Origin of the sequence: Tsukamurella sp. PLM1 (genome assembly GCF_023168325.1) — a bacterium.
GTDB lineage: Bacteria > Actinomycetota > Actinomycetes > Mycobacteriales > Mycobacteriaceae > Tsukamurella.
On record NZ_AP025688.1, the window covers coordinates 3,735,964 to 3,750,331 of the forward strand.

Here is a 14,368-nt window from a genome sequence, read left to right on the forward strand (position 1 = left end):
GCGCGCATCGCTCACCGAAGCGACATGGTCACCGCTGGCGCGGGACCGAGCGCACCGTCGGGCTACGCCAGGCGCTCGGCCCGGCGCTTGCCGGACCACAGCTCCTCGACCACGACCTGTACCAGCAGGGCGATCGCGCTCCACACCAGCGCGGCCAGCGGTGTGGCCCCGGCGGCGACAGCGGCGATGCCGGCGCCGAGCAGCGCCAGGGTGATGCCGACGGAGAGGGCGCGGTGGCCGTCGAATCCACACAGGTAGGCGTCCATGATCTCGATCCCGAGGACCGCGACGGCCAGCGGGATGACGAACGCGGAGGCGACCACCACGTTGCTCACGTGCGCCTCGTGCGAGATGCCCAGCGCCTCGACGTGCAGCCCGGCGCCGAAGGCGGCGATCGCCATGAAGATGACGATGTGTCCGTACCCCCAGGCGAAGCACTTGTTCGGGGTGCGGACCAGCGCGTGGCCGACGGGGATCGAGAAGTAGATCCACCAGATCGACAGGTTGAGCACCATCGCCGCGACGCCGAGCACGGCGATGTCGAGGCTCCAGCCCTGCGCCGTGAGCAGCGCCTGCAGCGCGACGACGGTGCCGACCACGCCCTCACCGAGGGTGATGATGGTGAGCAGGCCGTAGCGCTCCGCGATGTGGTGCGGGTTCCACGGGGTGCGCCGGCGCCGCTCGGCGACGTACGGCCCGCCGAGCTCCACGACGTACAGGATCAGGCCGGCCGCGATGATCTGCCCCAGCGTCAGCGGCGCGAACGCCGTGATCAACCAGCCGATCTGGGCGATCGTGATCGCGACGATGTAGGTGATCGCCGCGGTGCGGTACCGCGGCGAGGAGATCGCCACGCGGGTCCACTGCGCGAGCAGCGCCACGCGCATCACCACGTAGCCGATCACCAGCACCGTGTTGTCCGGACGCTCGCCTGCGGCGACCGACGCGAAGAAGGGCTCGACGCCCAAGCCCATGATGCAGACGCCGATCATCTGCAGCATGGTCACCGCGCGGAAGAGCCAGTCGTCGGTGTCGAAGGCCGAGGCCATCCACGTGAAGTTGATCCACGCCCAGATCGCGGCGAAGGCGCAGAACCCGAAGCCGAGGAAGGCCGTGAAATAGTGCGCCTCCGCGATCGCGTCGGCCAACTGCACCCCGGCGAGGGAGAAGACCACCACGAAGGTGAGGTCGAAGAACAACTCCAGCGTGGTGGCCGTCCGCCCCTCCTCGTGGGGGTCGCGCCCCGCCATCCGGGTCAAGCGGCGGCGTACCGCCGACGGTCCATCGGTCACAGAAGATCTCCTGCTCGTGTCGCGTGTTCGTGATCGCACGAAACGTCGATCATCGTAGGCTCGGCGGACCGTCGGCGCGCGCCGATCTCAGCGCGTGGTGTAGCCGCCGTTCGCGAACAGCGTCTGGCCGGTGATCCAGTGGCCGTCGGTGGAGAGGAAATCGACGATGGGCGCGATGTCTTCGATGAACGTGAGACGGTTGCCCATGCCCTGCGACTTGTGGAACTCGACGCGCTCGGGCGTCTCCTGGCCGTAGAAGAACGGGGTGTCCATCGGGCCGGGCGCGATGGCGTTGACGCTGATGCCGCGGACGCCGAACTCCTTCGCCGCGGCGCGGTTGAAGTGCTCGACCGGCGATTTGCCGCCCGCGTAGGTGGAGTAGCCGTCGGTGAACGCGCCGAGCAGCGCGGTCACGATGGTGATCAGCGACCCGTTGTCGTTGAGCGTGCGGCCGGCCTCCTTGATGAAGAAGTACGCCGCCTTGGCGTTGATGTCGAACATCGAGTCGTACTCGTCCTCGGTGGTCTCGAGGATCGGCTTGCGCAGCACCTTGCCGACGGTGTTCACCGCGACGTCGATCCCGCCGAAGGCCGCCTTGGCCTCGTCGAACAGGGCCGTGACGTTCGCGGGCACGGTGAGATCGCTCTGCACGAGGATCGCCTTGCGGCCGGCCGCCTCGACGGCGGCCGCGGTCTCGCGCGCCTCCGCCTCCGACGACGGGCTGTTGTAGTGGACGGCCACGTTCGCGCCGAGGTCCGCGAGGTGGCGGCTCACCAGGCCACCGAGGTTCTTACCGCCTCCGGCGACGACTGCGGACTTCCCTGCGAGCTTGGACATGCATTCTCCTTGGTCGGTGCGATCGAGCTTCGGTATCTCCAATGTACGAAGCCAAAGGTCAACCAACAATCGAATGTTTAGGGACAACTCACCAGTTTTGTTTGTGAATAGGATGAGTGAATGACCACCCCCGACCTCCGCCGTCTCGAGCAGTTCGTCGCCGCGATGGAGGAGCCCTCGCTCGCCGCCGCGGCCGCTCGCCTGCACCTGAGCCAGCAGGCGCTCTCGGCCGCGCTGCGCCAGCTCGAGCGCGAGCTCGGCACGCCCCTTTTCACCCGGTCCGGGCGCCGCCTCGCCCCGACCGCCGCCGCCCGTTCCCTGTACGACGGTGCGCCTGCCGTCCTGTCCGGCGCCCGCCTCCTCGCCGCGCGGGCGCGGGCCGCGGGCGCGGAGGAGCCGCGGGTCTTCGTCGTCGGCCGCAGCCCCGCGGTGACCGCGGACGAGGCCTACGAGCTGCTCGAACCGATCATCGACCGCCCGGAGTCTCCGTCCATCACGGTGCGCGAGCTGTTCCCCTCGGCGATGACCGACGAACTGGAGCGCGGCACCGTCGACCTGGTGCTGCGGCGGGGCGTCGCCCTCCCGGACCGTCTCGCGGGCGTCACGATCACCTACCACCGGATGCGGGTGGCGCTGCACCGCGATCACGAGCTGGCGGGCCGGGATTCGCTGGCGCTCGCGGACCTCGCCGGCTCGCCCATCGTCGTGTGGGCGCCGCCGCACGCGTCGTTCTACACGGACTTCCTCGTCGCGCAGTGCCGTCGGGCGGGCTTCGAGCCGGACCTGCTGGTGAACCGGGTCCAGGGCACGCCGCCCGCGACGGCCGTGCTCGCGTCCCCACTCGCGGCCGCGTTCGTGACGGATCCCGCGGGGCCGCGGTCCGGCGGGCGGGTGACGGTCGTCGAGCTCAACGATGCGCCGCAGGTCCCGGTGCAGGCCCTGTGGCTGCCGCACACGACCGACCCGCTGCGCGCCGAGCTACTCGCCGCCTATCCCCCGGCGTGATCGCCGCCGGGTCGGGTCACTGCGCGCCGGGCCGGGTCACTGCGGCTTGCGCGCCGTGACGAACTGACCCTGCCCGCTGATGGTCTGTTGCACGTCGACGAGCCCGTATTCGCGCAGCCAGCCGGTGATCTCGTCCTTGCCGAACCAGCGGAAGCCGGAGACCCGCTCCGCGGTCGACGATCCGAGGACCGAGGTGAGCGGCGTCTGCAGCGAGGTGAACAGCGCGACGCGGCCGCCCGGTTTCGTGACGCGGCAGATCTCGCGGACGGCGATCCGTGGCGCGGGGATCAGGTAGAGCGCGGCGAGGCAGGCCACGGTGTCGAACGCGCCGTCGGCGAACGGGACGTCGAGGGCGCTGCCACGCACGTAGGCGACGCGGCGGTCGTCGGCGTTGTCCCGGACCGCCCGCTGCAGCATCGCCTCGGAGACGTCGAGGCCCACGACCACACCCTCGTCGCTGAGCTTGCGGGCCAGCGGCTTGGTGTACAGCCCGGCCCGCAGGCCACGTCGAGCAGCTTCTGGTCGCCACGGCCGGCGAGCTCGTCGAGCAGCAGGTCCTGCCGGCTCAGCGTGCCGCTGCCGCCCAGACTGAACAGCCGGGTGAACGCGGGCCGCCAGGCCTTCTCGTACACCGCGGCCAGCGGGATTGTGCATCAGCGCGTTGCTCAGCCCGGTCGGCTTCGCGCTCTCGGGCGCGAGCACATCAAGATATCCGTGGCTGCGGTCCGGCTCGCGGCCGAGTCGCCCCGGATCGAGCATCGACTCCACCCGGTCGAGTGCGCTGGTCATGGAGCCACGCTAGCGCGCCCACCCCCGCGCCGGGCCGGGACGGCGCACCGTCGGCCCCCACCCGTGACTTAACAGCGTTAGCCCACACGGTTTCCTGCGAGAACGTCTGCGGCTAACGCTGTTAAGTCAGGACGACGACGGCCTACTTGGCCGGGTACTCGTAGATGCCGCGGCCCGACTTCTTGCCGACGTAGCCGGCCTCCACCAGGCGCAGCAGCAGCGGCGGCGCGGCGTACGTGGGCTCCTTGTACTCGGCGTACATCGCGTCGGCGATGAACTTCACCGTGTCGAGGCCGACGAGGTCGGCCAGCTTGAGCGGGCCCATCGGGTGCGCGCAGCCGAGCATCATGCCCTTGTCGATGTCCTCGGCGGTCGCGAAGCCCGACTCGTACATGCGGATCGCGGACAGCAGGTACGGCACGAGCAGCGCGTTGACGATGAAGCCCGACCGGTCCGTCGCCCGGACGACCTGCTTGCCCAGCACCTCGGACGCGAACTTCTCGGCGCGCGCCGCGGCGGCCTCGGACGTCGAGAGCGAACTGATCACCTCGACCAGCGGCAGTACCGGCACCGGGTTGAAGAAGTGCAGGCCCAGCACACGCCCCGGGTTCTTCGTGGCGGTGGCGATGCGCTGGATCGGCAGCGACGAGGTGTTGGACGCGAGCACGGCGTCGGGGTCGGTGACGACCTCGTCGAGCTTGCCGAAGATCTCCGCCTTGACGACCTCGTTCTCGACGATCGCCTCGACCACCAGCTGGCGGTCGGCGAAGTCGGCGAGATCAGTGGTGAACTTCAGCCGCTCGGCGGCCTGGTCGCGCTCGCGCTCGGTGATCTTGCCGCTGGACACAGCGCGGTCCAGCGACTTGAGGATGCGCGCGCGGCCGCCGGCCGCGAGCTCCTCGGTGGCCTCCCAGACCAGCACGTCGGCGCCGGCGCGGGCCGACACCTCGGCGATGCCGCCGCCCATCTGGCCGGCGCCCACGACGCCGACGCGCGAAATAGCTTGACTCATATGACTTTCCTTACGTGACAACCGCTCAAGGCGAGACGAGGGTAACTCTGCAGGGGTACGCCCAAGACGTACGCACCTACGCCACAGGCGGCCCGCGACGTGAGTCACGGACCGCCTGTTGATCGGCTAGATTCCCGGGGAGGCGGGCCTGCCGATTCCTAGTGGAACTGGCCCTCCTCGGTCGAGCCCTTGAGCGCCGCGGTGGACGTGTTGGGGTCGACGGTGGTGGCGATGCGGTCGAAGTAGCCGGCGCCGACCTCGCGCTGGTGCTTGGTGGCGGTGTAGCCGCGCTCCTCGGCAGCGAACTCGCGCTCCTGCAGGTCGACGTAGGCGGTCATGCCCTCGCGCGCGTAGCCGTGCGCCAGGTCGAACATCGAGTAGTTGAGGGCGTGGAAGCCGGCCAGCGTGATGAACTGGAAGGTGAAGCCCATCGCGCCCAGCTCCTTCTGGAACTTGGCGATGGTCGAGTCGTCCAGCGCCTGCTTCCAGTTGAACGACGGCGAGCAGTTGTAGGACAGCAGCTGGTCCGGGAACTCGGCCTTGACGCCCTCGGCGAACTTCTTGGCGACCTCGAGGTCCGGAACGCCGGTCTCCATCCAGATCATGTCCGCGTACGGCGCGTAGGCCTTGGCGCGGGCGATGCAGGGCTCGATGCCGTTCTTGACGTTGTAGAAGCCCTCGGCGGTGCGCTCACCGGTCACGAACGGCTTGTCGCGATCGTCGACGTCCGAGGTGATCAGGGTGGCGGCCTCGGCGTCGGTGCGCGCGATGACGACGGTCGGGGTGTTCGACACGTCGGCGGCCAGGCGGGCCGAGGTCAGGGTGCGAATGTGCTGCTGGGTGGGGATGAGCACCTTGCCACCGAGGTGGCCGCACTTCTTCTCCGAGGCGAGCTGATCCTCCCAGTGGGTACCGGCGGCACCCGCGGCGATCATGGCCTTCTGCAGCTCGTAGACGTTCAGGGCGCCACCGAAACCGGCCTCGCCGTCGGCCACGATCGGCACGACCCAGTTGTCGACCGAGTTGTCACCCTCGACGCGGGCGATCTCGTCGGCACGGAGCATGGCGTTGTTGATGCGACGCACGACCGACGGCACCGAGTTGGCCGGGTACAGCGACTGGTCGGGGTAGGTGTGGCCCGAGAGGTTCGCGTCACCGGCGACCTGCCAGCCGGAGAGGTAGATCGCCTTGAGACCGGCGCGCACCTGCTGCACGGCCATGTTGCCGGTGAGGGCGCCCAGCGCGTTGATGTACGAGCCGTCCCCCTTGGTGACGCCCTCCCAGAGGATCTCCGCGCCACGGGTCGCGAGCGTGTTGGCCTCGACGACGCTGCCCTGCAGCTCGGCGACCTGCTCGGCGGTGTACTCGCGCGTGATGCCCTTCCAGCGCGGGTTGGTGTCCCAATCCTGCTGGATCTCGGCGGCGGTCCTCGGCTGTCCGACGGTGCTCATTGGCTCCCCGTTCTTCTGCTCTAGTCGATAGCGGATCTGATCGGCCACCAGGAGGCTGAGCGAGGGGCTATCGCTAACCCGATTCGCAGTCCCGGCGTTGCGCCGTCACCCACTGTGCCACACCTAAAGCTGCAGGCCAAGACGGTCGAGGGTGCCAAAGCAAGCCATGAAATCACCGCGATCCTGCTAATCCTGCGAAGACCAGTGATCAACCCCGGAGGAAAAGTACGCGCGTACTGGGAGTTTGTGGCGGCCCGCCGCCGAGCCCTCCGACCCGTTTCCCGACGGTCCGCCGCCGCCCCGCCCGGGCATCCCAGGGCCGTTCTGTGACACACATCACCGCAAAGTGGCACGCGAACCCCCGTAACCCCTCGGTAGCAGGTACTCCAAGGTTAAAATTAGCTGCATGTCCAAGACCTTCGTGGGCGCTCGCCTGAGGGGCCTGCGCAAGGAGCGCGGGCTGTCGCAGGCATCCCTCGCGGAGGCGCTGGAGATCTCCCCGTCGTACCTGAACCAGATCGAGCACGACGTGCGGCCGCTCAGCGTGCCGGTACTGCTGAAGATCACCGACGTGTTCGGCGTCGACACCTCGTTCTTCAACTCCCAGGACCAGACGCGGCTGATCGCCGAGTTGCGCGAGGTCACGATGGACGTGGACGCGCCCACCAGCACCGACGAGCTGTCCGAGCTCGCGCGCGATCATCCCGGCTTCGCCCGCGCTATGGTCGCCCTGCACCGGCGCTACCTCGGGGCCGCCGATCAGCTCGCACAGGTCACCGACGGCCGCAACGACCCGGGGGCGCGCGGCAGCATCCCCAACCCGCACGAGGAGGTGCGGGACTTCTTCTACCAGCGGCAGAACTACTTCCACGAGCTCGACGTCGCGGCCGAGGAACTCACGGCGCGCATGCGCATGCACAGCGCGGACGTGCGGACCGAGATCGTCACCCGCCTCGAGGCCGTGCACAACGTGTCGATCCGGCGCCGCGTCGACCTCGGCGACACCGTGCTGCACCGCTACGACCCGCGCACCCACGTTCTTGAGATCAACCGGCACCTGTCCAGCGGCCAGCAGGTGTTCAAGATGGCCGCCGAACTCGCCTACCTCGAGTGCGGGCGCGAGATCGACGCGCTGATCGACGGTGCCGCCTTCGGATCCGACGAGGCCCGCAGCCTCGCGCGGCTCGGGCTCGCCAACTACTACGCCGCCGCTGTCGTGCTGCCGTACACCCAATTCCACGGCGCCGCGGAGGAGTTCCAGTACGACATCGAACGGCTGTCCGCGTTCTTCTCCGTGAGCTACGAGACCATCGCGCACCGTCTGTCCACCCTGCAGCGGCCGAACCTGCGGGGCGTTCCCCTGTCGTTCGTCCGCGTCGACCGCGCGGGCAACATGAGCAAGCGGCAGAGTTCCACCGGCTTCCACTTCTCCGCGTCGGGCGGCACGTGCCCGCTGTGGAACGTGTACGAGACCTTCGCGTGGCCGGGCAAGATCATCACCCAGATCGTGGAGATGCCGGACGGCCGCAACTACCTGTGGGTCGCGCGCACCGTCGAGCGCCGGGCCGCACGGTACGGCCAGCCGGGCAAGACCTTCGCGATCGGCATCGGCTGCGAGCTGCGGCACGCGCATCGCCTGGTCTACGCGCGCGGCCTCGACCTCACGAACCCGGACCCCACCCCCATCGGCGCCGGCTGCCGCGTGTGCGAACGGTCCGGCTGCCCCCAGCGCGCGTTCCCCGCCATCGGCAAGCCGTTGGATATCGACGAGCACCGCTCCACGGTGTCCCCCTACCTCGTCCGGTAGGTCCCCGCGCCCTCCGGCCCGACGGTGCCGCGGCCTTCCGGCCGGCGATCGCCCAGGCGGTAACGTCGGGTCATGACACCGCGCGTGACTCCCGGCGGACTCCGCCAACTCGGCCCGATCAACTACGCCATCGCCCGGATCGGCGCGAAGGCCATCCGCGCCGACGACATGCACCTGTTCTCCACGCTCGGCCGCACCAAGCGGCTGTTCGTCGGCTGGCTCGGCTACTCCGGCATGCTCATGCCCTTCGGCGCGCTGAAGCGCTCGGAATCGGAGACCGTGATCGTCCGCGTCGCCCACCTGCGCGGCAGCACCTACGAGCTGGGGCATCACCGGCGGATCGGCGCCCGCGCCGGGCTCACCGACACGCAGTTCGAGCGCATCTTCGACGGCTCCGGCTGGGACGACCGCAGCGCCGCGCTGCTCGACGTGGTCACCGAACTGGTCGACGAGAAGGCGGTCACCGACGAGTCGTGGGCGCGCCTCGCCGCGTTCTACGACGAGCGCAGGCTGGTGGAGATCGTCATGCTCGCCACCAACTACGACGGTCTCGCCACCGCGATCGACGTCCTCGGCATCCAGCCGGAGCGACAGTGACCGCGTCGACGCCGTCGACCGGGCTGCTCACCCCGACCAGCAGGACCACTGCGCCCCGACGGCACGGTCGTGACCGTGGCCGGCCCCCGCGCTGACCGCTCACGATATCGAGTTCTGCTGCGTCAGAGGTGTCGTCCTGCACGTCTGACGCAGCAGAACTCGAATTCGTGAGCGCCTACCGCGTCGCCAGGTACTCCGGGCGACGCGCGTCGGCGGCGAACGGCTCCTGAAGCGCGTTCGACACCGCGTTGAACACCACGAACAGGTTCGACCGCGGGTAGGGCGAGATGTTCCCCGCGGAGGCGTGCAGGCAGTTGCAGTCGAAGTAGAGCGCGCTGCCCGCGCCGCCGGTGATCTGCTCGATGCCGTACTCGTCGGCCATCGCGGCGATGTCGCTCTCCTCCGGCGTGCCGAACGGCGGCCGGTACGACTTGAGCGACTCGAGGTGGTACTCGCCGGGCGTGCGCCCGACGCAGGAGACGAACCGGCGGTGGGAGCCGGGCATGATCATCAGCGAGCCGTTGAAGGGCGTGTTCGGCGTGAGCGCCAGCGAGACGCTCACCGCACGCGGGGAGGGCATCCCGTCCTCGGCGTGCCAGGTCTCGAAGTCACTGTGCCAGTAGAAGGGGCCGCCGGCGAAGCCCGGCTTGAGGTTGACCCGGCTCTGGTGCACGTAGACGTCATCGCCGAGCAGCTGCCGGGCGACGCCCGACACCTCGTCGCGGGCGATGATCGCCGCGATCCTGTCGCTGAGCTCGTGCACCGCGAACACCGACCGCACGCTGCCGTCGGAGGTCTCGCGGATCACCCGCTCGTCGTCGCCGAGCCGGGTGGTCACGGCGTCGATCTCGGCGCGCACGTCTCGGATGTCGTCGGCGCCGAGCACGCCTTCCACGCTGCGGAAGCCGTTCGCGGCGAAATCGTCGACGGCGGTGTCGGACCAGGGACCGGAGCGGCCGGGCCAGACGACGGGGTCGTGCCGGTCGTGGATCTCGCTATGGTCGACGCGCGTCGGGTAGTTGTCGGTGAGCGTCGCTGCGTTGTTCATCGATTCCTTCCGTCCGGGCAGTGCGCTTTCCACTGCGTGCCTCGCGGCGCGGACGTGAGGACGGTGACCGATGCCCTTTCTCGACCCGGCGCCGTGGCCACGCCACGCCGCGGTCCCGACCATGCCAGGGTCCGGCACGAGTGTCCAACTCAGCCGTTCAGTCCCACCAGAACGACCAGTGCGTCCACTCGGAAAGCCCCTCCCGGTAGGCGTCGGCGCCCTCGCCACGGTCGACGTTGTCCGGGCACACCGCGTAGTGCTCGGAGAGCACGCCGTCGAGTTGGTCCGGCGCCTGCGGCGGACGGGCGACCTGCAGCATCAGGCTGTCGTAGCCGATCGACACCGGCACCGCGCCGAACCGCTCCTCCCAGGAGCGCAGCACCGCGGCGATGTCGGCGCCACACCCCCTCGTCGCTCGCGCCGAGCCAGCCGAGCGCATGTGGCACGTCGGCGGGCCGCGCGACGGGGACGAGCAGCAGTGCGCCCTCTCCCTCCACGTCCAGCGAACCGGCGGCGGGGTCCGCGCCGGGCGTCGCCGCGGCGAGCGCGGTCACCGCGGCGGGCCGGTCGGGGTCGGCGTCGGGATCCTCGTTCGCAATGTTCTCCGCGCCGAGCCGCAGCAACACCGGCAGGGCGTCCCCGACGGTGCCCTGCGGCCCGGCCAACTCCCCGTCGCCCCACGGCTGCCCGAGGTCGCCGATGCTCCACGCGGCGTCGTCGGCGGCCTCCCGGGAACGTCGCCGTCCCAGGAGTCGGGGCCGTCCTGTCCGCGGCCATGGGCCTGCAGCGGCCACAGCCCGGTGGTGCCGAACACGGCGGCGAGGTCCCGGATCAGCTGGTTCAGCCGCTCGGCCGGGATCACGCCGGTGCTGATCCAGGCGAGATCGGCCCCGCCCTGGGACTGAACGAGCCGCCCCGGCGGGAGTGTCACTCCGCCGACCTCTTCGGCATCGGCGGCGGGGACCTTTCCAGCGGTGGCACGGAACATCATCGGGCTCCTTCGGTTCGACAAGGCGACGGCCCGGCACCGTCGGGAGACGATGCCGGGCCGCCGGGGAGAACGTTCCTACAGGTTGATCATGTGGCCGGCGAGACCGTGGATCGACTCCTGCAGCGCCTCGGACAGGGTCGGGTGCGTGTGCACGTTGCGGGCCAACTCGTTGACGGTGAGGTCCCACTTCTGCGCGAGGGTCAGCTCGGGCAGAAGTTCGGAGACGTCGGGGCCGATGAGATGGCCGCCGAGCAGCTCGCCGTACTTGGCGTCGGAGACCAGCTTGACGAAGCCGACCGCGTCGCCGAGGCCCTGGGCCTTGCCGTTCGCGGTGTACGGGAAGGTCGCGGTCTTGACGTCGTAGCCCTCGTCGCGCGCCTGCTGCTCGGTGAGGCCGAACGAGGCGACCTGCGGCTGGCAGAAGGTGGCGCGCGGCATCATGCGGTAGTCGCCCAGCGTCTGGGTCTCCGCGCCGGCGATGGTCTCCGCCGCCACGACGCCCTGCGCCTCGGCGACGTGCGCCAGCTGCAGCTTCGCGGTGACGTCGCCGATGGCGTACACGCCGGGCACGTTGGTGCGCATGTGGTCGTCGATGGCGATGGCGCCGCGCTCGGTGAGGGCGACGCCCGTCTTCTCCAGGCCGAAGCCCTCGACGCGCGGGGCGAAGCCGATCGACATGAGCACCTTGCTCACCGTGATCTCACCGGGTCCCTTGGGACCGGTGTACTTCACGACGACCTGGCTGCCCTGGTCGTCGACCGACTCGACCTTGGTGGAGGTCAGGATGTTCACGCCCAGCTTCTTGTACTGCTTGGCGATCTCCTTGGAGACGTCCGCGTCCTCGTTGGGCAGCGCGCGATCGAGGAACTCGATGATGGTGACGTCCACGCCGTAGTTCTTCAGGACGTAGGCGAACTCCATGCCGATGGCGCCGGCGCCCACGATGGCGATCGACTCGGGCAGGTCGCGGGTGAGGATCTGTTCCTCGTAGGTGACCACGTTGTCCGACAGCGTGACCCCCGGCAGGAGGCGCACCGTCGAGCCCGTGTCGATGATGATGTTGTCGCCCGTCACCGTCTGATCGCCCACCTGGATGGTGTGCGCGTCCACGAAGACGCCGTAGCCGTTGATCTCGGTGATCTTGTTCTTCTTCATCAGGAAGTGAACGCCCTTGACGATCCCCTCCGACACCTTGCGGCTGCGGTCGAACGCGGCCCCGAAGTCGAACGAGACGTCGCCGGAGATACCGAACAGCTTCGCCTTGTGCGTGAAGGTGTGCGCCAGCTCGGCGTTCTTCAGGAGCGCCTTCGACGGGATGCAGCCCACGTTCAGGCACACACCGCCCCAGTACTTCTCCTCGATGACCGCGACCTTCTGCCCGAGTTGGGCGGCGCGAATAGCGGCGACGTAGCCTCCTGGGCCGGCGCCGAGAACAACAGTGTCAAAGTGATCAGCCACGGCATTCAGGGTAGCCCTACTGTGGTGATCATGGACCAGTACGCATGGCTCGAAGAAGTGGGATCCGCCACCGCCCTCGATTGGGCGCGCGAGCAGGGCGCAGCGAGCACCGCACGCCTGACCGGACCGCGGTTCGACGAGCTCGAATCGCGGGCCCTGACCATCCTCGACACCGACCAGCGGATCCCGTACCCGGTGCGCCGCGGCGAACACCTGTGGAACTTCTGGCGCGACGCCGACCACCCGTACGGGCTGTGGCGGCGCACCACGCTCGAGTCCTTCCGCACCGACTCCCCGGAGTGGGACGTCGTCATCGACGTCGACGCCCTCCGCGAGGCCGAGGACGAGAACTGGGTGTGGCACGGGGCGGCCGTCCTGCGGTCGGAGTCGCCCGACGGTGCGCGGTACGACCGCGCGCTCGTCTCCCTCTCGCGGGGCGGCGCCGACGCGACCGTGGTGCGGGAGTTCTCGATCTCGCGCCGGGAGTTCGTGGACGGCGGCTTCGAGTTGCCGGAGGCGAAGAGCCGGATCTCGTGGATCGACAAGGACACCGTGTACGTGGGCACCGACTTCGGCCCGGGCTCACTCACCGATTCGGGGTACCCGCGAGTCGTGAAGCGGTGGCGTCGCGGCACCCCGCTCGGTCATGCCGACCTGGTGTACGAGGGCCATCACTCGGACGTCTCGATCGGCGCCGGCTACGACGACACCCCCGGCTACGAACGGCATTTCGTCAACCGCGCGATCGACTTCTACAACCGGGAGTTCTACCTCCTCGATCCGGAGACCCTGGCGCTGGAGCGGATCGACGTCCCCTCCGATGCGGACGCGGACGTGCACGAGTCGATGCTGCTGGTGCGGCCGAAGACGGCGTGGGACCTTCCCGCCGGCACGGTCGAGCCCGGCGCGCTGGTGGAGTTCGACTTCGACGCCTACCGCGCCGGGAAGCGTGAGTACCACACGGTTTTCACGCCGGACGCGCACACCGCGCTGGCCGGGTACGCGTTCACGAAGTCGTACCTGCTGCTGCAGACGATGCGCGACGTGCGGTCCGAGCTGCACACCCTCGAGCCCGGCACCTGGGAGCGGCGCGAGACGCACGGGTTCCCCGAGCTGGCCGAGATCGGCGTCTACTACACCGATCCGCGCGAGGACGACGAGATCTTCGCCACGGCTAGCGGTTTCACGCTGCCGCCCACCCTGCTGCACGGCACGGCGGGCGGGACGGTGGAGCCGCTGAAGTCCGCGCCGGCGTTCTACGACGCGGACGGCGTGACCACGGAGCAGTTCTTCGCAACCAGTGCCGACGGGACTTCGATCCCCTACTTCGTGGTCCGCCGCCCGGCCGACACCCCGCAGCCCACCCTGCTCTACGGCTACGGCGGTTTCGAGGTCTCGCTCACCCCGGACTACACCGCGGTGTCCGGGGCGTCGTGGATCGAGCGCGGCGGCGTGTACGTGCTCGCGAACATCCGCGGGGGCGGCGAGTACGGGCCGTCGTGGCACACGGCCGCGCTCAAGGAGAACCGGCTGCGCGCCTACGAGGACTTCGCCGCCGTGGCGCGGACCTCGTGGCGCGCGGCATCACGACGCGCGAGCAGCTGGGAGCGCAGGGCGGCTCGAACGGCGGCCTGCTGATGGGGGTGATGTACACGCGCTACCCGGAACTGTTCGGCGCCATCGTGTGCCAGGTACCGCTGCTGGACATGCGCCGCTATCACCAGCTGCTCGCCGGAGCGTCGTGGATGGCCGAGTACGGCGATCCCGACGATCCCACCCAGTGGGCCTACATCAGCGAGTACTCGCCGTACCACAACCTGCCGGACGGCCCCGGCGAGCCGGGCGACCTGCCGGCGCTCCTGGTGACCACGTCGACCCGGGACGACCGGGTGCACCCCGGCCACGCCCGCAAATTCGTCGCCGCGCTGCAGGACCGCGGCATCGAGGTGGGCTACTACGAGAACATCGAGGGCGGCCACGGCGGCGCGGCCGACAACAAGCAGGCCGCCTTCAAATCCGCACTCGCGTACGAGTTCCTGTGGCGCGAGCTGGGATCCGCGTCCGACAACACCTGAGGAGGA

The 14,368-nt window shown here is 69.5% G+C and carries 11 protein-coding genes and 2 pseudogenes; 5 read left to right on the forward strand and 8 right to left on the reverse strand.

Annotated elements, in window-relative coordinates:
* Positions 1-62 precede the first annotated feature (62 nt).
* A complete protein-coding gene (locus MTP03_RS19275) occupies positions 63-1,292 on the reverse strand; it encodes a low temperature requirement protein A (protein WP_248489577.1) in 1,230 nt (409 codons plus the stop codon).
* An 87-nt stretch (positions 1,293-1,379) separates the two neighbouring features.
* Positions 1,380-2,129, reverse strand: a complete 750-nt coding sequence (locus MTP03_RS19280; RefSeq protein WP_248489578.1) for an SDR family oxidoreductase — start codon at positions 2,127-2,129, stop codon at positions 1,380-1,382.
* Positions 2,130-2,249: 120 nt separating this feature from the next.
* Here MTP03_RS19280 and MTP03_RS19285 point away from each other — a divergent pair, with 120 nt between their 5' ends.
* A complete protein-coding gene (locus tag MTP03_RS19285; RefSeq protein ID WP_248489579.1) occupies positions 2,250-3,134 on the forward strand; it encodes a LysR family transcriptional regulator in 885 nt (294 codons plus the stop codon).
* A 36-nt stretch (positions 3,135-3,170) separates the two neighbouring features.
* Here the strand turns inward: MTP03_RS19285 and MTP03_RS19290 are convergent.
* The 3 genes and pseudogenes from MTP03_RS19290 to aceA form a co-directional block, all read right to left on the reverse strand.
* Positions 3,171-3,923: pseudogene (locus tag MTP03_RS19290) on the reverse strand (class I SAM-dependent methyltransferase).
* A gap of 142 nt (positions 3,924-4,065) precedes the next feature.
* A complete protein-coding gene (locus tag MTP03_RS19295) occupies positions 4,066-4,935 on the reverse strand; it encodes a 3-hydroxybutyryl-CoA dehydrogenase (protein ID WP_248489580.1) in 870 nt (289 codons plus the stop codon).
* Positions 4,936-5,093: 158 nt separating this feature from the next.
* Entirely contained in the window at positions 5,094-6,386 is a 1,293-nt protein-coding gene (gene aceA, locus MTP03_RS19300; protein ID WP_248489582.1) for an isocitrate lyase, read from the reverse strand.
* Between the two features lie 406 nt (positions 6,387-6,792).
* Here aceA and ramB point away from each other — a divergent pair, with 406 nt between their 5' ends.
* A complete protein-coding gene (ramB, locus tag MTP03_RS19305; RefSeq protein ID WP_248489583.1) occupies positions 6,793-8,193 on the forward strand; it encodes an acetate metabolism transcriptional regulator RamB in 1,401 nt (466 codons plus the stop codon).
* Between the two features lie 72 nt (positions 8,194-8,265).
* Positions 8,266-8,790 (forward strand): carboxymuconolactone decarboxylase family protein, encoded by a 525-nt coding sequence (locus MTP03_RS19310; RefSeq protein WP_248489584.1) that lies wholly within the window; start codon positions 8,266-8,268, stop codon positions 8,788-8,790.
* A 175-nt stretch (positions 8,791-8,965) separates the two neighbouring features.
* Here MTP03_RS19310 and thpD read toward each other — a convergent pair whose 3' ends face one another.
* Both thpD and MTP03_RS19320 read right to left on the reverse strand, forming a co-directional pair.
* The gene (gene thpD / locus MTP03_RS19315; protein WP_248489585.1) at positions 8,966-9,838 is read right to left on the reverse strand and encodes an ectoine hydroxylase; all 873 of its coding nucleotides are present in this window, start codon (positions 9,836-9,838) and stop codon (positions 8,966-8,968) included.
* 157 nt (positions 9,839-9,995) lie between these two features.
* Positions 9,996-10,220 (reverse strand): DUF4253 domain-containing protein, encoded by a 225-nt coding sequence (locus MTP03_RS19320; RefSeq protein ID WP_248489586.1) that lies wholly within the window; start codon positions 10,218-10,220, stop codon positions 9,996-9,998.
* A 7-nt stretch (positions 10,221-10,227) separates the two neighbouring features.
* Here MTP03_RS19320 and MTP03_RS19325 point away from each other — a divergent pair, with 7 nt between their 5' ends.
* The gene (locus tag MTP03_RS19325) at positions 10,228-10,743 is read left to right on the forward strand and encodes a hypothetical protein (protein WP_248489587.1); all 516 of its coding nucleotides are present in this window, start codon (positions 10,228-10,230) and stop codon (positions 10,741-10,743) included.
* A 161-nt stretch (positions 10,744-10,904) separates the two neighbouring features.
* Here MTP03_RS19325 and lpdA read toward each other — a convergent pair whose 3' ends face one another.
* Complete coding sequence (gene lpdA / locus MTP03_RS19330; RefSeq protein ID WP_248489588.1) at positions 10,905-12,287, reverse strand: dihydrolipoyl dehydrogenase; 1,383 nt, start codon at positions 12,285-12,287, stop codon at positions 10,905-10,907.
* 30 nt (positions 12,288-12,317) lie between these two features.
* Between lpdA and MTP03_RS19335 the strand changes: the two are divergent.
* Positions 12,318-14,362 (forward strand): annotated as a pseudogene (locus MTP03_RS19335) (prolyl oligopeptidase family protein).
* Positions 14,363-14,368 lie beyond the last annotated feature (6 nt).